We start from the raw sequence: 17,491 nt of genomic DNA, 5'->3' as shown, positions 1-17,491 counted from the left end.
CGCGCACAAGCGCGGCGTCCGCTTCGGTCGCCCCAAGAAGATGAATGAAAATCAGCGCGAGCTCGCCAAAAGACTGCTCAAGGAAGGCAAACACGTCCGCGAGGTCGCCCGTACCTTCAGCGTTCATCCGGCCACTCTCTACCGTCTCCTTACACCTGCCGCTTCAGCCTAGTTGGGCAGGCCTAGCGAAAAGCTATCGTCGCAACAAGTACCACCCGAAGCACGTTATTAATGTATGTAGCTAATCTTTCTTAGGAGCGGCCCTTGCACAAAGGAGCGATCGTCTTTCTGGTTACAGTTTTATGTGGAGTACGGTTGGCCACCGCGCAAACAACGCCCTCAGTCCAGCTCACCTTGGACACTTCCGAAGCTGAACAGGCTTTGCAAATCCTTGATAAGGAAGCCGCCCATCAAGCGGTAAATCCTGAAGACTGGCAAAGGCTCTTTGCAACCACTCCGTACCAGTGGCTAAAAGACCGCGAAGCCGCCATGGGGCGAGAATTTACGGACGAAACATTCAAGCACTTTCTTCTCCAGCCAGAAACGCTCAGCAAGAGAGCAGAGTGGCACGACACGCTCACCAATCTTGAAAAGGCAAACATGGCTGCGTTGGGAGCCAACGTGCTGACGTGGTTGCCGCCCGGCGCAACTATCCACGCCCGCGTCTTTCCTGAGATCAAGCCGGTACACAATAGCTTTGTCTGGGCTAAACAGGGCGAGAGCCCCGCAATCTTCCTCTACCTTGAAAAGCAGTCTCAAGACAAATTCGAGAATACCGTCGCCCACGAATGTCATCATATTGGGCTAGCAAGCCTCGAAAAACAGCAGGACGCGATACAAGCCGGGCTGCCACTCAATGTGAAAAAAGCGATGGAATGGATCGGTGGGTTTGGCGAGGGGGAAGCGATGCTCGCCGCGGCGGGATCGGCGGACCGACACCCGCATTGGGAAGATGACGGGGTAGCACGAGCTCGGTGGGACGCCGACATGATGCACTTCAATGTCGATCTTCAATCGATACAGCAGCTTTTGATGGATATTCTCGATGGGAAATTGACCCCCGATACAGAGATCCGAAAGCGAGCGGCTCCATTCTGGGGCGAAATTCAGGGCGGCTGGTATACCGTCGGCTACGAGATGGCATTCCTGGTTGAAAAATAGTATGGTCGATCCGCACTCAATGAGTGCCTGCTTGATCCCAGAAAGCTGCTCGTTTTCTACAACCAGATTGCTGAGCAGGCGGATGCCAACGGTGCGACGTTAGCAACTTGGACACCGCAACTCATCGCCAAACTGAACAGCCAAAACTAACGTGCTGTCGCGCCACGGCCCTGGGGCATGTCCCTTTGAGCAGGTCGCTGAAACTGGCAGATTGCCCCTGGTAACAGCAATGTTGGGTTTAAGCAATGAATGAGCCTGTTCAATATTGGAGATCGCTCTCGATTCTTGCTACCAGACCGAGTCACTCATTGGAGGAGCGGCCCTGGCCTATCAGGTCGTAAGGAGTTGTCACGCCCTTTGGGTTCATAAACCAAAGGGTTGGGGCAGCGTACTGCTCTGAAACGTTCGTTTCAGAGAAGACAAGAAAGCCAATCGGTCCGAACTACGGTTTGGTAGCTTTGAAGCTAACGGATACGGGTTTAGCGACGCCTTGCTCGATCCTATAGACAGCATGTATCTCCCCGAGACCGCCACAAGCGCGACACTCGGCGTCCCTACGTTGCACCCAGCTCTTCAATTCAGAAGTCTCAGGGTGCAGAGCCCAGCAGTTCGGAGTGAACCTGGAATTCGCCGGAATCTCACGCTTGATTGCTTCGAGCAGGGGAGAAAAATTGACTTCGTGAGGACCCTTGTTGTCGATCCACCAGTAGCCGTCAAGACAACCGCCGCCGTTTCCAGTATCTGGATCATAGCTACCTAAAAAGGCATTCGCTCCCGATCCAAACAGCTGCGCTGTTGTCTCATGGATCAGCCCACCTCCGTCATAGTGCAGCGCGTAGATTTCGACGTATAAGCCTTCGCTCCCCGTAGATACAAGCAAATCTTTCCACTCTCCTGCGCTCCCGTCATCAGAGGCAAACCTGCTGCGATCACTCGCGGACCCGGGTGAATGGAGGTTTGTACTTGAAGGATAGCGTGTCCTGCGAGGACACCCACTTTGGTTATCGTTTGTTTTGTCCGGTAGTCTTTCGCTGTGAGAGGTTGGCCGTCGGGTGCTTTAAAGCCAAGCATGAGATCTCCGCTCGAATCCAGTCGCAACAGGTCCTTGGTCCACCAAGAGAGAGGGTGTGCCGATAGGGCATCGCGTGTCTCACCCTTCTCCGTGTCAAGTCTCCTCTGCAACTCCTGACCGGAAAGAAAGCTCGACCCCATGCTGCAAAAGATCAAGAAGAGGCATACACAGCTTCTGAGCATTTCCGTCCACAATATCTAAGATGACCTCATTTAGCACTTTGACTTAATCCGCTAAACGTCAGCTCTCCGCTACCGACGACAACTCCGGTTGTTGGGGAGGCGTTGCTGGGAACCCAGTTTGCAGCTGCGACCGCGTCGGCTAACATCGAAATACCCATGGCAAACTCGCGAGAAAAGAAGCGGCTGGGATGGATTGATGGGCTATTCATCGTCCTCACGGGAGGTGTGTGGATTGTGACAGTCTACAAAGTGGTAACGAATGGTATCCCATCTGGATTGCTTCCGGGAGAAGGCCACCCGGGGGCGCTGGAATCGTCCTGAGCTGCAACGACTGCTCGACCATCTTCGTAAAGGAGATGTCCTGGTCGTCTGGAAGCTGGACCGGCTTTCGCGATCATTGAGGGATGTCCTCACGATCATGGAGCGGATACAGGAAGCGAAGGCGGGTTTCCGCAGCCTCACAGAGGCGATCGACACCACGACACCCGCCGGCCGAATGATGATGCAGATGATCGGATCGTTTGCGGAATTTGAGCGAGCCATGCTGCGTGAGCGAACGCGAGCGGGCCTGGAGTCCGCCCGTGACCAAGGTCGTATCGGAGGGCGCCGTCCAAAGCCGACTCTTCGTGCAAGTGGAAAGCTTCAACAGCCGATCAGATCAGTCCCGAATCGAACCGCCGAGGATTTGACCAATTGTTCGGTCGCTAAGTATCTGTAGTTTCAGATTGCATTGCAGCGTGCGGCGGTTCAACGCGCAAGACACCTTTGTTCATTGCTACACACGCCTTTGCGGGTTCCGACAACCGGGATTGTGCTGAATCCGCGTCTGGAAATCGCGGTTGAATCGTGTGGAACTCATTGATCGATGTGTAGTTACGCAATGATGTCTTTACACCGTCGAATCAGACCTTAAAAGCCTCGGCTAAATTCTAAGACGAGCCTGACAAATGGTGTGAGAATGGATAGATGGCGCAACAGACAGTAGATGAACTTCAGAGAATGGAGCGAATCGAGACCCGTAGCGGGGCTCTCGCGTGGTCGGCGCTGGCATTCGCCTTTCTTCAAAGCGTTTGTACTGCGGTGATCGCAGCCAGCGGCATGCGTTTCGCGATTGGCTTAGCGGCATTCGTTACCTCGATTGCCACGTCTGCTCCTTCGCAGGATTTTCATAGGGATCGGATTAGGCTGCCGATGCTGATCTTTGCTCTCGCTGGCGCGGCTCTCAATTTCGCCGTTCTTTGGCAAGTGAGGCGACTTCGCCGAAGACCGTCAGCTCAGTGGCGTCTGACTCCAATATCAGCACACAAGAAGCGTATGGAGCAGTTCACGTTTTGGGTGAGCGTTATAACTGTACTTCTTGTTTTTGCTGAACTGTTCGCTCACCACAGGATCCACGGCTTCTACTTTTAATTAAAGTTAGAGTTAACTGAGGCGCCGACTCACGACAACGGTTTCTTGTGCGATGAGTTTTCGTCCCGCGAAGACCATAGCTGCAGTACAAAGAACCGTACCGGTGCACCACGAACATAATTTTCCGAACGACACCAATTGCCTAACTGCATTGAAACTTGCAGCCGATCCATCGGCTACCAATTTCACGACAAGCATCTTCCGTGCTATCGGGTGTCGTCGCGAAAGTAGGATAAGTGCGAGAGTGCCCCCATAACTTCCGAGCCCAAGAAGACCGTCTGGAATTCCTAATGGGTGCGCTGCTTTCGATTCGGTAATGTCATCGGAGGTAAAGATGGCAAAGGGCGGATCCGGTAAGTGCGAGAGTAGGCCCACCTGGTGAGCCGCCACTGGTAACAAAGTCAGGATTGCAGCCGAAGTTGCGGTGACAAGGGCTATATTCTCCGAGTGACCTTTCTTGTCTACCCTCACGAACGTCTCCTTCCGCCAAACGCAGCAACGCCTGCGCCGACCAGAGCCGCAGCCCCAAGAACAAGCCACGTACGGTGCATGGAGAGGAAGACCTCTGCACTGGTATGCTTGGATCGGTCGTCGAACTTGCCACGCGTATTGTGCGCTCCTGCGACTGGTTCGTACAGGTTGTTGGGAGCATTCGGATCGCTAGGCTCATCCATCAGCTGTTGCGCTTTGTATCCTGTCCTGCCGAGATATCGATCAAGCAAGCCTGGAACCACCTTCTGGGCGAGGATCGCGGCGATCGTTGGTGCGCCCACCCAATATTCACGACGAGGATGTTTCGCTAATCCCGCAGCCACTACTACTTCCGCGGCGATCTCCGGTTCGAAGATTGGAGGGACCGGTTGGGTATTGTGCGGCATCCGATTCTTTACCCAGCCAAACTGAGTCGTATTCATCGCGGGCATGTGTACGGCGGTGAGTCGAACGTTGCTGTGATCATGAAACAGTTCACAACGAAGTGAGTCAGTAAAGCCATTGATGGCGTGTTTGGACGCGCAGTAGGCCGATTGCAAAGGAATCGAACGATACGAAAGCGCGGAGCCAATTTGAACGATTGTTCCCCTATTGCGCGGCAGCATCCGGCGCAAAGCGGATAATGTTCCATAAACGAACCCGAGATACAACACGTCTGTAACACGCTTGTAGTCAGATGCCTCCATGTCTTTGACTGGAGAGAACACACTGACCATGGCGTTGTTGATCCATATATCGATTGGACCCAACTCCTGCTCAATCTGGCTAGCTGCCCGTTCCACCGCCTCAGCGTCCGAGACATCGACGGAAATGAAGATTGCTTGGCCGCCAAACTCATGGCATTCGCGCTGAGCCGCAGCGAGTGCCTCTGAACTTCTGGCTAGAAGGCCTAGTTTTGCGCCGCGTTTGGCATAAGCATGCGCAATTGCGCGGCCCAGACCAGCAGACGCTCCCGTAATCACAACAACAGGTGGTGAGCTCATGATTGACTTGCGACCTCTACTGCAAATGCTTTTATCGATACGATCTTATGTCGTCCAGTGAATTGAATTTGCCAGCCGTCTTCTCAACCTAAACTCGTAGGTTCTTCCCATTGATGAAACTTTGCATCATGCAACCTACGACTTTGATGCTCAATGGCAGCAAGTTGCTGGAAGAATGTCTTTTGTAAATCGACTGATATCAAGCCTCAGTCATTAGGATGCAACAGCCCTCCACCGCTTAATGAGGCGCCTTCTAATAAACTCCACGACAAAACCGTAGAGAGAATGGGTCGCAAGTTCGCTTGTGTGCTCTCGCAACGGCTGCTGCGTCGGCGGTTTGTCGAGACCCAGGAGAGGAAGTGTCGATTCATGGGTACCCAGCATGACCGCGATCCCAAACGCCACGCCGTAGCCAACCGTTACGATAGGCGAAAACTCCGCCGCCACTCCGTACGCTCCAGCGATACTCGTTCCAAGTGTCCAGTGAAAGAATTGGGTTGCAATTTCTTTATGAGTCTCACTAAGCGGATGACCGACGACTTTCTCCGCCAAGACAGCAGGAGGGGGTTCTTGCCCTTGCGTTCTCGGAGGATAAACAGCCTCACCGATCAACTTAGCTGCTGAACCTCCCACGCCGCCAATTAATCCAGCCAGAAGGCCTTGAGCGATGAAATGTCGGGACGGGCGCTGAATGTTCATGATGTGTTGATTCCTTAACAAAGCAACACTCCTCTTTCTTCCAGCACTTTCAAAGAGGAGTCATCGCTTAGTGGGTGCGTGTGAAAAAGCAGTTTCGTTCTGCTAGCAGTCTGACGCTCAAACCATGCGTGCGGTTACAATTTAGACCGAAAATCACTTAAGTCTTTATTCGTAGGATCTCGTGCTTTGCTTTCGTGTGCCGGCTTAACAAGATTCATAACATTACAGCTGTCGCGTGAGCGAACGCAGACTCAAAACTACACCCGTTGGTTCGCAAAAGTGCATCGAATGTCAATAGGTTTGTAACCAAATTGACGTCATACATGTCGAATGTTGGGACTTTCAAGATCGACAAGCTGTTTCTGAAGGAAGTGTGAAATGTATGGAAAGACAAACAGCCTATGAATCTGATACGAAAGTGCTCCTGAAACAATCTCCTGGCAAAGACAACGCTGGTCTTTCTTTGGTAGTAATGCCGTTTCTCGGCGGCAGTTGGAAGGAATGGGCGGAGGTGATCGAACTGCTTTCCCCCCGATTGCAGTGTGTCGGCATCGATCTGCCCGGATTTGGTGATGCCGCAGAGGTCAACGGATACTCGGTTGCGCTCATGGCCGATTACATTATCGCGCGACTGAAAACCCTGAAGCTCAAGCGCTTCGTGCTGGCGGGACATAGCATGGCTGGCAAGGTTTCCATGGTCGTTGCACTTCGTGCGAAGAATGACCCGGAACTCGCGGGGTTGGCAGGCTTGGTATTGGTAGCATCGTCGCCGGCGTCTCCCGAGCCTATGAGCGACGACAAGCGGACTGAGATGCAGGCCAGACTCGGGAGGCCGGGAAACAGTTATCGAAAGCATGCCGAGAAATTCATTCAAGAAAACTCAGCCCAGACACTCCCGTCCCACGTCTTCACACGTGCAGTCTCCGATGTGTTGCGCATGAACTGTGCGGCGTGGAATGCATGGCTTGACTCCGGGAGCAAAGAGGATTGGGCGGAGCGCGTGGGAGAACTGAATTTACCGGCACTTGTCGTGGCGGGAGACAAAGACAAAGCGCTGGGTTTTGATGCGCAGGCAAAGCTGGTAATGCCTCATCTTCCCCATGCACAACTGAAGGTGTTGGCCGGTGCAGCTCATCTCCTTCCTATGGAACGGCCGCAGGAACTGGCGAAGCTTATCGCCGACTTCGCAGATCGCATCGTACCGGATTTCGAGAGGCGAGGGTGATGATCACAAAAGAGAAAATCGATCCTTCTTATTTAGCTCTCATTGACTCCGACCGCGTAAGCACTCCGACGCGTGAGGTCCTGTTGAAGCGGCTCCGATCTTCAGATGAGCCAGGCAGAAAGACGGCCCTATCGACGGGCGAAAAAAAGATACTCCAGGCGCTCGCGGAATGCGTAACGCCGATGCCCGATCGTTCTATCGATTTCGCAACGTGCATTGATGCGCGGTTGGCGGTGGGACAAGGAAAGGGATGGCGTTATTCGGAGCTACCACCAGATCTGACGGCTTATCGCGGAGCCTTAGCGGCGATCGATCGGTATGCGCGCAGAGAGTTTCGGGCGTGTTTTGCTGAATTGCTCTCAGAGAAGAAGAACCAGGTCCTGAGGGTGATCGAAAGCGGAGAGATGGAGGCGGGCGAGCCTGATTCTGGTGTTGACGTCGCGAGTCTCAGCGCAACTCAGATGCAACGGTGGTTCGAGGATCTGCGGGGGGACGTTACGGGGATTTATATGTCACACCCTGAGACCCTGGCACAGTTAGGGTATAGCGGGATCGCGGATGGAGCAGACTCGGCGGCATTATCCGGTTTCGTTCAATTGGGTCTCGGCAAGGTTGAGGGGTGGGAGCCGAAGGCAAAGGTGCGGGAGAATGAATCTTGATTCGATGCGGCGATATGGAACGGACGAAGTAGTAGATGCAGTAGTGATCGGCACGGGCGCGGGTGGAGCGCCATTGTTGGCGAAGCTGGCTCGTGCTGGATTGCGAGTAGTTGCTTTCGAAGCTGGACGCAACTGGGATCCGGGACGTGATTTTGCGACTGACGAAGTTGCAGCCTCGGAGCTTTATTGGCTTGGCGAACGGCTTAGTGCAGGAAACACTCCGACGGCGTTCGGTGGTAACAATAGCGGCACAGGCGTTGGCGGCTCAATGCTTCACTGGGGAGCGTTTGTACCACGGGCTGACCCGCGTGATTTTAGGATTCATTCTGAATTCGGCATAGGTGTTGACTGGCCGATGAGGGTGGACGATCTGAGGCCCTATTACGAAAAGCTCGAAAGGTTCTTCGGAGTCTCAGGTCCGGCACTATATCCCTGGGACCCGGAGCGAAGGTATCCGCTGCTCCCTGTACCTTTGAATGCACCCGCAGAACTGATGCAGCGAGGCTTTCGCGAACTTGGCCTCCGCACCAGCGAGGCGCCGGTGGCTGCTGTCTCTAGCGATTACCAGCAGGAAGGGTATGAGGCCCGACACGCCTGCGTGAATCGCGGATACTGCCATCAAGGCTGTCGCAACGGCGCGAAAGCCAGCATGGATGTGACCTATCTCCCCGCAGCCGTTAAAGCTGGCGCAGAGATCCGGCCTGAATGCTTTGTGCACAACTTCGAACTCAACAATCAAGGAAGAGTGAGTGCCGTAATCTATCGGCATGGCGATGAGAATATTCGACAGCGCTGCAAGGTTGTGTTCCTGTGCGCTGGAGCGGTCGAGACACCGCGGCTCCTCTTGCATTGCAATGGAGGGCATGGGGAAGGACTCGGCAACTCCAGCGGACAGGTCGGTCGCAACTTCATGGCACATGTGGCTACGCAGGTATGGGGGACGTTCGCCGATGAAACCCGGCCGAACAAAGGCTTTCCCGCGTCTCTGATCAGCGAAGACACGATTCGGCCTGCACAGGCAGGCTTCGCCGGCGGTTACCTCACTCAAAGCCTGGGCATCGTTCCGGTCACATGGTCGATGCAAGTGGCGCGAGGGCGCGGCCTTTGGGGTAAACCGCTCGTCGATTACTTGCAACAGTACAACCACGTCGCCGGTATTGGGATTAACGGCGATTGCCTTCCATCTGAAAACAATTTCCTCGAACTATCCGAGGAGAGCGATGCCCTGGGTATGAAGAAGGCACGTGTTCACTTCAGTTATGGCGAGAACGAACTGCGTATGAGTCGACATGCCCAGGATCTCATGACGGCTGCCTGGAAGGCCGCCGGGGCAACCGACATCTGGACCTACCAACGATCGGCACACACAATCGGCACGTGCCGTATGGGCGACAATCCAAATACGAATGTGGTCGATCCGAACGGACGGAGCTTCGATGTGCCAAATCTATGGATTTGCGACAACTCTGTCTTCCCGTCTGCACTACCCGCAAACCCCGCACTCACGATCATGGCGCTGTCCCTGCGGACAGCAGATATATTTCTTCAGGATGGGGAATGGCGATGAGTCAATCCATGCCGATTCAGGAGCTTCCGGCCACCTTTTCTCGCCTCCAGCTTGGAATTGAGGATTACGCAGTCATTGGGGATTGCCGCTCGGCCGCGCTGGTTTCGACCGAGGGGTCGATTGATTGGCTTTGCTGGCCGTGCTTTGACAGCCCTTCTATGTTTGCTTATCTCACAGGGCCAGAGAACGGAGGCAGCTGGCAGATCTGCCCCGCGACTACCTTCACCACAAGCCGAAAATACGTGCACGACACAAACGTGCTCCAAACAACATTCGAGACTCAGACGGGAACCGTTCGATTGACCGATTTCATGCCGGTTGCCGGAGAAGAATTCACATCCGGCCGTCTCGTTCCTCAGCGGGAACTGATCCGTATCCTCGAAGGAGTGACCGGAGAAGTAGAGATCAATGTGCAATTCAATCCGCGACCCCAGTATGGAACAAAGAAGCCCGATATCCAAGATAACGGGAAGCTCGGTCTTCGCGTTGACATCCCGGGCGCGGTTGTTCGCTTACAAAGCCAGATGGAGTTTAAGCTCAATCCCTCCGGTGCGACCGGTATGACCAATATCCAAGCGGGAGATCGACTATCTTTCTCGCTGACTTTCGCGACTGATGCGCCCGCGGCACTCGCATTTCCTGAAGGGTCACTCGCTGCGCTCACTCGAACCATCGACTGGTGGCAGATGTGGTCTGCGAAGTGTTCTTACTCCGGGGAATATCGTGAAGCCGTCTTGCGAAGTGTGCTGGCGCTTAAGATGCTCCATTTTGCTCCCTCTGGAGCGTTCGTTGCCGCTGCGACAACTTCGCTGCCGGAACAGATCGGCGGCGACAAGAACTACGACTACAGATATTGCTGGCTGCGCGACGCTTCTGTGGCTGTCCATGTGTTGTGCGGCACGGGTCACGAGCTTGAGGCTGAAGCCTTTGTCGAATGGATGCTTCATGCGACGCGTCTGACGCAACCTAAGTTAATGGTAGTGTATGACGTCTACGGAAATATCGTGGGCGAAGAGAAAGAGCTGCCGCGCCTGTCCGGCTACAGGAGTTCGGTCCCGGTTATGATGGGAAACTCGGCCCGCTCGCAAGTGCAGATGGACCTCTATGGGGAGGTCATCTGCGCCTCGGCGAAGCTGTACAAGGGCAAAGGCAAGCTCGACCGGGACACCGCAAAAACAATCGTCAATTTCGGCAATTATGTATGCAAACACTGGCGCGAACCGGACGCGGGAATCTGGGAGCCAAGGGGTGAGCCGGTCTTGCATACACATTCTCTTCTGTTATGTTGGGTGGCGCTCGACGAGCTTGTTAAATTTGCAGAGACCGGGACGATCGACGTAAAGCAGATCGAAGCGTTCAAAAAGACTCGGAATGAAATCCGCACTTTTATCGAAACCCAATCCTGGAACAACCGCATCCGTAGTTACGCTAGTGAGCCGGGGTCGGAGAAGATGGACTCTAGTCTTCTGCTCATGTCATTCCACAACTTCCACGAAGCTTCTTCAGAGCGGCTTCAAGGCACCTATAACCGCATCAAGAATGAGCTAGGTGCGGGCGGGTCCCTCCTCTACCGAAATCGACCGGACGGTAGAGGTACATTCCCTGAGGAAGGAGCTTTCGGCATCTGCGGTTTTTGGGCAGTTGAGCATCTGGCCATGGGCGGAGGTAGCCTGAAACAAGCAGAGGAAACCTTTGAAGAACTTCTCCGGTACGCGAATGATGTCGGCTTGTTCGCCGAAGAGATCGACCCGAAGAGCGGTGCCGCGCTGGGAAACTTCCCACAGGCTTTTACACATATTGGTCTGATCAGCGCTGCACTTGCCATTGAAAAACGACGAAAAGAAGTTGCAGAGGACGTGAGAAATAGCGCACGTCAATGGATCGAGGCGAAGCAATGAACTGGCAAAGCTGGTTGTTCTGGGGCGTCATGGCGACGCTCGCACAAGCTACATTCGAGTCGATTACTCAAGCCCTTCACCTCACTCGGATGAGCTTGCCCTTTATGCTCGGCACAATGGTTACTTCGGCACGATCAAAAGCTCGCTTGTGGGGCTTTGGACTGCACATCGTAAGCGGTTTAATCTTCGCCCTGCCGTACATCGTGGCTTTCCATTTTCTTGGCGGCCCTTCCTGGTGGCGAGGCGCCCTCTTTGGGGCTGTTCAAGGCACTATCGTCCTGACACTGGGTATGTCTCTGATGCCCAACCTGCACCCGCGGATGGCGACCGAATGGGCTGGGCCATCAGCAACACGCAGGCTGGAACCACCTGGTTTTCTTGCACTCAACTATGGCGCCAAGACACCCATTGCGGTTTTGCTTTCGCACGTAATCTTTGGAACCGTTCTCGGCAGTTTTTGCAATGCATGAAGCAGATATGAGCGATGAGAACACAAAACCAGCGGATGTCCAGTCAATCACAAGGATTGTCGTGCGTCCTTATGGCACTGCCCTCCCCCTCGGATGCTTCGGCTTCGGAGTGGGAAATGCATTGCTCAGCGCTTATGCGCTTCACTGGATTCCATTGGCGGACACAAAGCTCCTCGCGGTGATGCTATTGGCCTTCGTCGCTCCCCTTGAGCTAATCCCGTGCATCATGGCTTTCCTTTCGCGAGACTCCGGAGGAGCCACAGCTATGGGCATCTTTGCCGCAGCATGGGTGGTGCAAGGGGTTGAATTTTACACTGGCGTACCAGGCAGCACCAGTATCGCGATGGGAGTTTTTCTACTCCTCCTGGCCCTCATACTGATCGTCCTTACGGTAGTGACATTCCCAGGAAAGCCATTGCTTGGAGTTCTCTTGACCATCGCAATCCTACGATCCAGCGGCAGCGGCTTGGTGCAATTTGGATTTGGTGGCGGCGCGGTTCTCTTCGCAGCATGGACAGGCTTTTTGCTCGCCGCGTTTGCGTTCTACAGCGGCTTGGGCTTCCTCATGGAAGATGTCAAACAAAGGCCGCTCGCAATGACCTTTCGCCGAAAGGAAGCTAAGGCCGCTCTCCAAGGCGACTTATCGCACCAGTTGAAGCCCTTGGCAAATGAAGCGGGAGTCAGACAACAGTTGTGAAAATGTGAAAGCGAGAATCGCGAACTTAGCCCTAAACAGCTTGCAATTCAAACCAGGAGGGGTTTGTCATGGAAATCCCATCAACTCCGATACTTTCGAGCAGTGGCTGAGTGCCGCACGCACCGTTCATGCCTCCCAGTGTTCCGGGGTGATGAGGAACGATGTCGATAAACTTACCAATCTATATCGTTTATCTGTGGACTTGATTGGGATCGAATCGATGACTCTTCCATGCCATATAACTCAACGTTTGTAACTTATTGAATTCATGAGCATCGATGGCGATCGTAACGACTCAAAAGCACTGGAAATCACATAACCTGAAGTTTTCGGCACCCTATTTAGCACCCCAAATACCGCCAGTCAAAAACATCAGGGATCGCTTCTTTACTGAGCTTGTTCGGGTAGCCTGGGCCAATCCTTACTCAAGCCAAGCTTTTTGCTTCGGTCTGAGTTCAGTTCTACACATCGAGACACATCCCCTGCCTAAGCTGCTTCTGCCGTCCTGATCAGATTCTCAAAACACTGCTCTAAGGCACCTGCTATGGGCGGCCTCCGCCAGTACGCCCGAACTTAGATGGATAGCAGGCGACGAGGGTGTCTCATTTACAGGTCCGACTACCTTAAGGTATTTATCTTTGGTTCGTCTGAATGCGAGTCCATAAGTCAATGCAATGATTTATATCAATCAGCTCAGACTTCTGTGCACTTATGGCACCGATCACTATGATTCACCATGGCGTTGTACGTCCAAAGAAGGTCTGAACGGCTCGAGCTCGTTCTGCCAGGGCCTACTGAGTTCACACACTCTCCAGCTGCCGCCAAAAACCTTAGCGCAAGCTCCAGTCGTTCATGACACGCTGGCATCTTCTCAATTTTTGAAACGGATGGTTGGGTATCGCTTTCTAATGGCATATTCCTTTACCTCTTTGTTCTTTTCTTGCACCCTATTCTGATGACTGAAAGAGTGAAGCAGACGCTCTTTTCTGATGGTGACTTTAGCGTCGAGAGTGTTGCATTTCAGAGGCTGATCATCTCGGAAGTTTCCCGACCCGACTGACAAGGGAAATCGGATACGGACCGTGGTTTAGCAGGGGGTCAAGCGTCGGATCGACTATGTTTGGCTGCGGCAGGGTTCTGGACCGGTCTGAGCTTCAGGCTCATCAACAAGGGCGATGTGGTCTGAATAAAGATCACGGAAGCCATGGCGGTCTAGCGCCTGGTGATGCGCTACGCAAGGGCCCAGAACTGAGCAAACTCGCGCCGTACGACCTGCGACAGACTCGCGCGAAACTCTGCCGGAAGCAGAAGGGGCACCAAAGCAAATTCAGCTGCTCCTCGGCCATGCCTCCATTCGACCCACGAGAGGTGCCTGGGGGACCAAACATCTTTCGTAAATGATGTGGACGGTCATTGGAACCGTGATAGCGATCTAAACAGATCTTCGTTTCCGTCGAATGACTGGCGAGAACAGATTGTTGCATCAGAATGAAAAGCCTGCAGAAGTGACAAGGCGATTCCGTAGGCGTTCCGTCCGTGTGCAATCGTCTGGGAAGTCTGGTCCATATCTGCCAGGCTTTTTTTGCAGTTTGATAGACCGAGTGACCTGCTCTCGGATTCTTGCGTCCTAATTGCTGTGCTTGCCGCATTATTTCGTACAGTCCTGACTGACTTCTGCGGGAAGGCCCTGCGTAGGAAACTCGTGTTTTAGCGCCTTTCGGCATCAGCAGTGCCTACGCAGGAAACGAAAACGTACCTGGAGTACCAAAAATAAATTCAGATTCGCTCGCGCGCGAAGAAGTGTTCGGCATCATACATTTTGTAAGGGGCGGTGACGCTGCAGGTATTGATCCGAAGGCATACCCCCGGACTGTTCACCAATGCAATTCGCGCGACATAACTCAGGCGATTCGCAGTGCTTATTAAGGGAGACACATATGTCAACAAAGCTTCAAAACCTACGGAAATCGGCTATGACCTGTTGTGTGCTCATGGCGCTGTGCTTTCTGCCTGTTGCACTACCTGCTCAAGACCAGGCACAACCTGCCGCTTCTCCTGCTGCAGACAACTCAGCGAGGAACAAAGCGCGACAAACGACCGCGGACCAGCAAAAAGAAAACACAGCAGACCGCCTTACAAGCAAGAAAATCCGTCAATCAATCATGGCGGACAAATCGCTTTCGACATATGCGCACAACGTGAAGATCATCACTCAGGATGGAGCCGTAACGTTAAAGGGGCCTGTCAAATCCGAAGAGGAGAGGCAGAATATCGCCTCCAAGACAGCGGCTATCGTTGGTCAGGACAAAGTGACAAATCAGTTAACGGTCAAACAATAACAGAAATTGAAACTACGGTTTCAATCACTCTCTATCTGATTCAAGGAGAACTACCATGGCAGGAAAGAATACAGCAGCATTCGCAATATTCTCTACTCGTAAGGCCGCGGAATTAGCAGTCGATCAGCTAACAACCGCCGGTTTTTCTAACGATGATGTTTCAGTCTTGATGTCTGACAAAGAGGGATCCAAAGACTTCGCGACTGAGAAGAACACGAAGGCCCCTGAAGGAACTGCGACTGGCGTCGGAGTCGGTGGCGTGGTTGGAGGCACGCTCGGTTTGCTGGCAGGCATCGGAGCGTTGGCAATTCCTGGAGTCGGTCCTCTTATTGCCGCAGGTCCGATCATGGCCTCACTGGCGGGGCTTGGCATCGGCGGGGCAGTAGGGGGTTTAGTCGGTGCACTCGTTGGCATGGGCATCCCGGAATACGAGGCCAAACGCTACGAAGGGCGTGTCAATGACGGTGGCATTTTGCTATCGGTTCACTGTGACAGCTCTGATGAAGTATCCCGTGCCAAGGATATTCTCAAGGCTGCCGGCGGTGAAGACGTCGCATCGTCAGGGGAAAAGAGCGTCAGCAGCCACACCGTTGCGTCTGCAAATGAAAGCCCAGAGCAGGCCGCTTTACATCACTTAGGAACGGATCGGCCCGGCGCCACGCGAACTGCGGATGACGTTCTGATCGACCGGGAAAAGACGAAAGCAACTTATTAAACTTTTGCCACAATGACGTTTTCTCTGCTATCGGCTATCGAAGGCTTGCATGCGCTACTTGGTGTGCAAGCCTTCGCTTTTTCTGCTAGCAATTGACGTGCGACCCCATAAATCTGTATAGACAAACAGTACCGGATTCCTCATGAATTTGAGGCTTCCGAGAAAACTGGCGGTGGATGCCTCTGATGCTAACATTTTGCATGCTCTATGCCCTCACATTCAGGACTACGGACGAAGGACACCTTCGCATGGCGAGCTTGCCCATAGCGGAGCGGGCTAAAGGCGATCCAGTGGTAGCCATACAACCCAACATCTCGGCCCTTCAAACTGCGTTGGGCCTCGCTAAGATCAGGCCTACGGATTGTGATTCGATTTTGTCGTTTGCAAGGAATGCCTATGAGTCCCCAGGAGTCGATGTTTGCTGCGACCAATTAGAACTAAGCGCAGATCAATTAGCGATTCTATGTATGGCGCCTGGCCGGCAAAGACCCTTTATCGCTTCGACGGAATTTGCGCCAAAGCAGAACAATTCTGGCGATCCGGGTTGCCAATAGCTTGGTGAGCCACAATGGAGACATTGAATTCAGCTCAAGCCCCGTCTGCCCCGGTCACATTCAAATCAACATCGCATACTACTCAGCCGTGGCTACTACTACGGCGTCTTTATGCGTAAAGCTTGACCAACACCTGCCGCGTGGTTTCGTAGCACAGACAAGCGATAGCTCGGAGACCAGTTCGGTTAAGGATCTGAACCGTTCCGCGGCGATGGCCTACCAATCCGGCCTTTTCAAAAGACCTGGCGACGATATTCAAGGTTGGCCTTCCAATCCCTAGCATCTGTGCGAGAAAGTCCTGAGTAAGAGAGAACTCCGCCGCTCGACTCCGGTCTTGGATAGTTAGGAGCCAACGGGCAAAGCGCGGAGCCGCGTCATGCACTCGATTGCAAGCTGCTGTTTGCGCCAAGTGCGCAATCTGATGTTGTACGTATTTCAGGACACCACTTCTCAGATCCGGAGAAGCTGCGAAGAGATTTTCTAACTCAGAGAACGGAATCTCATACGCTGTCCCCGTGGTTTGGATGAAACAGCGATGGAGCGATGACGATGGTCCCAAAAGATAGTAACTGCCGGTCAGCCCCTCGTTTCCCACCAGCCCTATTTCTACGAACTCCCCGTCGGCAAGTTGGACCACTTCCGACGCAAAGCCGGAGAGAAGAAAATAGGCTAGTTTTGGAGGCCCGCCTGCGTCTGAAAGGGTTTGCCGAACGGACAAATCGACAAGGCTGGACCTGGCAATAACCATTTGGCGAGTTTTGCGGTTCAGAGATTCTAGGAGCCTATTCGTTACTTCCCTTGCCATGAGTTCCTTAGAAGAGGTTTGACTTTCGCTATCTCAGGCCATTTCACTAGCCTGATTGTTAGCAGGTGGACGCTCTTCATCAAGAACACCGCCTACGAATGTTCTGGACAGTATCTCGCACTGTCACGCTGTCAGGATACTCCCTAAAAAATTAATTCTAATTCTTCATTTGCCGATAAGTGTTCGGCATCATACACTTTGTACCAAGCCGTTTGGACCAACCAAGGACTGACTGAAGGCGAACTTTTGCCGTCTGAAACGAAACCATCAGGTCAACCTAAGCGCACCAGTAACCTGAGTTCGGCTCAGATAAGGAAATCGATCATGGCACACGAAGCACATAAGAAAGCAGCAGAACACCACGAGAACGCAGCAAAGGCGCATCACACGGCTGCGGACAAGCACGCAAAGAATGACCCGACTGCGGCGGAGCACTCGAACCAGGCACATGACCATTCCCGCAAAGCGCACGAAGCCTCGAAAACGGCGCATGACAAATCAACGATAACCAAAAAGTAATATAGCGTTCCGGGGGGGCTTGGTAGACTCAGCCGTCCCTTCGT

At 53.4% G+C, this 17,491-nt stretch carries 16 protein-coding genes and 1 pseudogene; 13 read left to right on the top strand and 4 right to left on the bottom strand.

Features of this window, described 5'->3' with window-relative positions; all coding sequences use genetic code 11:
- Positions 1-37 precede the first annotated feature (37 nt).
- The 4 genes and pseudogenes from HDF08_RS21490 to HDF08_RS17925 form a co-directional block, all read left to right on the top strand.
- Positions 38-172, top strand: a pseudogene (locus HDF08_RS21490) (helix-turn-helix domain-containing protein); the annotation flags it as partial.
- A 92-nt stretch (positions 173-264) separates the two neighbouring features.
- Positions 265-1,161, top strand: a complete 897-nt coding sequence (locus tag HDF08_RS17935) for a DUF5700 domain-containing putative Zn-dependent protease (RefSeq protein ID WP_179640067.1) — start codon at positions 265-267, stop codon at positions 1,159-1,161.
- Positions 1,162-2,674: 1,513 nt separating this feature from the next.
- Positions 2,675-3,133, top strand: a complete 459-nt coding sequence (locus HDF08_RS17930; RefSeq protein ID WP_179640066.1) for a recombinase family protein — start codon at positions 2,675-2,677, stop codon at positions 3,131-3,133.
- Between the two features lie 248 nt (positions 3,134-3,381).
- Positions 3,382-3,825: a hypothetical protein gene (locus HDF08_RS17925; protein WP_179640065.1), complete on the top strand. Its 444-nt coding sequence runs from the start codon at positions 3,382-3,384 to the stop codon at positions 3,823-3,825.
- Between the two features lie 12 nt (positions 3,826-3,837).
- Here HDF08_RS17925 and HDF08_RS22280 read toward each other — a convergent pair whose 3' ends face one another.
- The 3 genes from HDF08_RS22280 to HDF08_RS17910 form a co-directional block, all read right to left on the bottom strand.
- Positions 3,838-4,200: a vitamin K epoxide reductase family protein gene (locus tag HDF08_RS22280; RefSeq protein WP_353070362.1), complete on the bottom strand. Its 363-nt coding sequence runs from the start codon at positions 4,198-4,200 to the stop codon at positions 3,838-3,840.
- Positions 4,201-4,292: 92 nt separating this feature from the next.
- Positions 4,293-5,300, bottom strand: a complete 1,008-nt coding sequence (locus HDF08_RS17915) for an SDR family oxidoreductase (protein WP_179640063.1) — start codon at positions 5,298-5,300, stop codon at positions 4,293-4,295.
- Between the two features lie 213 nt (positions 5,301-5,513).
- Positions 5,514-5,999, bottom strand: a complete 486-nt coding sequence (locus tag HDF08_RS17910; protein ID WP_179640062.1) for a DUF1440 domain-containing protein — start codon at positions 5,997-5,999, stop codon at positions 5,514-5,516.
- Positions 6,000-6,381: 382 nt separating this feature from the next.
- Here HDF08_RS17910 and HDF08_RS17905 point away from each other — a divergent pair, with 382 nt between their 5' ends.
- The 8 genes from HDF08_RS17905 to HDF08_RS17870 all read left to right on the top strand — a co-directional run bounded on the left by HDF08_RS17905 (position 6,382) and on the right by HDF08_RS17870 (position 15,569).
- Positions 6,382-7,224, top strand: a complete 843-nt coding sequence (locus HDF08_RS17905; protein ID WP_179640061.1) for an alpha/beta fold hydrolase — start codon at positions 6,382-6,384, stop codon at positions 7,222-7,224.
- The gene (locus HDF08_RS17900; protein ID WP_179640060.1) at positions 7,224-7,883 is read left to right on the top strand and encodes a gluconate 2-dehydrogenase subunit 3 family protein; all 660 of its coding nucleotides are present in this window, start codon (positions 7,224-7,226) and stop codon (positions 7,881-7,883) included. The genes HDF08_RS17905 and HDF08_RS17900 overlap by 1 nt, the downstream gene beginning before the upstream one ends.
- Positions 7,873-9,450, top strand: coding sequence for a GMC family oxidoreductase (locus HDF08_RS17895; RefSeq protein WP_179640059.1), 1,578 nt, complete (start codon positions 7,873-7,875; stop codon positions 9,448-9,450). The genes HDF08_RS17900 and HDF08_RS17895 overlap by 11 nt, the downstream gene beginning before the upstream one ends.
- Positions 9,441-11,348, top strand: coding sequence for a glycoside hydrolase family 15 protein (locus HDF08_RS17890; RefSeq protein ID WP_179640058.1), 1,908 nt, complete (start codon positions 9,441-9,443; stop codon positions 11,346-11,348). Before HDF08_RS17895 ends, HDF08_RS17890 begins: the two co-directional genes overlap by 10 nt.
- On the top strand, positions 11,345-11,818 hold the full coding sequence (locus tag HDF08_RS17885) for a hypothetical protein (protein WP_179640057.1): 474 nt from the start codon (positions 11,345-11,347) through the stop codon (positions 11,816-11,818). Before HDF08_RS17890 ends, HDF08_RS17885 begins: the two co-directional genes overlap by 4 nt.
- Before the next feature lie 265 nt (positions 11,819-12,083).
- Entirely contained in the window at positions 12,084-12,515 is a 432-nt protein-coding gene (locus HDF08_RS17880; RefSeq protein WP_179640056.1) for a hypothetical protein, read from the top strand.
- 1,937 nt (positions 12,516-14,452) lie between these two features.
- On the top strand, positions 14,453-14,854 hold the full coding sequence (locus tag HDF08_RS17875; protein ID WP_218884847.1) for a BON domain-containing protein: 402 nt from the start codon (positions 14,453-14,455) through the stop codon (positions 14,852-14,854).
- A gap of 55 nt (positions 14,855-14,909) precedes the next feature.
- Complete coding sequence (locus HDF08_RS17870; RefSeq protein WP_257031258.1) at positions 14,910-15,569, top strand: general stress protein; 660 nt, start codon at positions 14,910-14,912, stop codon at positions 15,567-15,569.
- A gap of 663 nt (positions 15,570-16,232) precedes the next feature.
- Here the strand turns inward: HDF08_RS17870 and HDF08_RS22275 are convergent.
- Positions 16,233-16,871 carry a Crp/Fnr family transcriptional regulator gene (locus tag HDF08_RS22275; RefSeq protein ID WP_353070361.1) on the bottom strand — a complete coding sequence of 213 codons (639 nt, stop codon included), beginning with the start codon at positions 16,869-16,871 and terminating at the stop codon, positions 16,233-16,235.
- A gap of 381 nt (positions 16,872-17,252) precedes the next feature.
- On the opposite strand from HDF08_RS22275, the gene HDF08_RS17860 reads away from it, so the two are divergent.
- Positions 17,253-17,447, top strand: a complete 195-nt coding sequence (locus HDF08_RS17860) for a hypothetical protein (RefSeq protein WP_179640054.1) — start codon at positions 17,253-17,255, stop codon at positions 17,445-17,447.
- The last annotated feature ends 44 nt before the right edge of the window (positions 17,448-17,491 follow it).

Origin of the sequence: Tunturiibacter empetritectus (assembly GCF_013410875.1) — a bacterium.
Lineage (GTDB): Bacteria > Acidobacteriota > Terriglobia > Terriglobales > Acidobacteriaceae > Edaphobacter > Edaphobacter empetritectus.
The sequence above is the reverse complement of the archived record's forward strand: the minus strand, read 5'-3'. Positions and strand labels throughout refer to the sequence as shown.

Bases quoted from the DNA above. Each gene is read 5' to 3' on its own strand.
- HDF08_RS17880 (WP_179640056.1), top strand. From the start codon at position 12,084: ATGGGCATCTTTGCCGCAGCATGGGTGGTGCAAGGGGTTGAATTTTAC.
- HDF08_RS17890 (WP_179640058.1), top strand. From the start codon at position 9,441: ATGGCGATGAGTCAATCCATGCCGATTCAGGAGCTTCCGGCCACCTTT.
- HDF08_RS17930 (WP_179640066.1), top strand. From the start codon at position 2,675: ATGGTATCCCATCTGGATTGCTTCCGGGAGAAGGCCACCCGGGGGCGC.
- HDF08_RS17885 (WP_179640057.1), top strand. From the start codon at position 11,345: ATGAACTGGCAAAGCTGGTTGTTCTGGGGCGTCATGGCGACGCTCGCA.
- HDF08_RS17895 (WP_179640059.1), top strand. From the start codon at position 7,873: ATGAATCTTGATTCGATGCGGCGATATGGAACGGACGAAGTAGTAGAT.
- HDF08_RS17910 (WP_179640062.1), bottom strand. From the start codon at position 5,999: ATGAACATTCAGCGCCCGTCCCGACATTTCATCGCTCAAGGCCTTCTG.
- HDF08_RS17875 (WP_218884847.1), top strand. From the start codon at position 14,453: ATGTCAACAAAGCTTCAAAACCTACGGAAATCGGCTATGACCTGTTGT.
- HDF08_RS22275 (WP_353070361.1), bottom strand. From the start codon at position 16,871: ATGGTTATTGCCAGGTCCAGCCTTGTCGATTTGTCCGTTCGGCAAACC.
- HDF08_RS17900 (WP_179640060.1), top strand. From the start codon at position 7,224: ATGATCACAAAAGAGAAAATCGATCCTTCTTATTTAGCTCTCATTGAC.
- HDF08_RS17925 (WP_179640065.1), top strand. From the start codon at position 3,382: ATGGCGCAACAGACAGTAGATGAACTTCAGAGAATGGAGCGAATCGAG.
- HDF08_RS17915 (WP_179640063.1), bottom strand. From the start codon at position 5,300: ATGAGCTCACCACCTGTTGTTGTGATTACGGGAGCGTCTGCTGGTCTG.
- HDF08_RS17870 (WP_257031258.1), top strand. From the start codon at position 14,910: ATGGCAGGAAAGAATACAGCAGCATTCGCAATATTCTCTACTCGTAAG.
- HDF08_RS17905 (WP_179640061.1), top strand. From the start codon at position 6,382: ATGGAAAGACAAACAGCCTATGAATCTGATACGAAAGTGCTCCTGAAA.
- HDF08_RS17860 (WP_179640054.1), top strand. From the start codon at position 17,253: ATGGCACACGAAGCACATAAGAAAGCAGCAGAACACCACGAGAACGCA.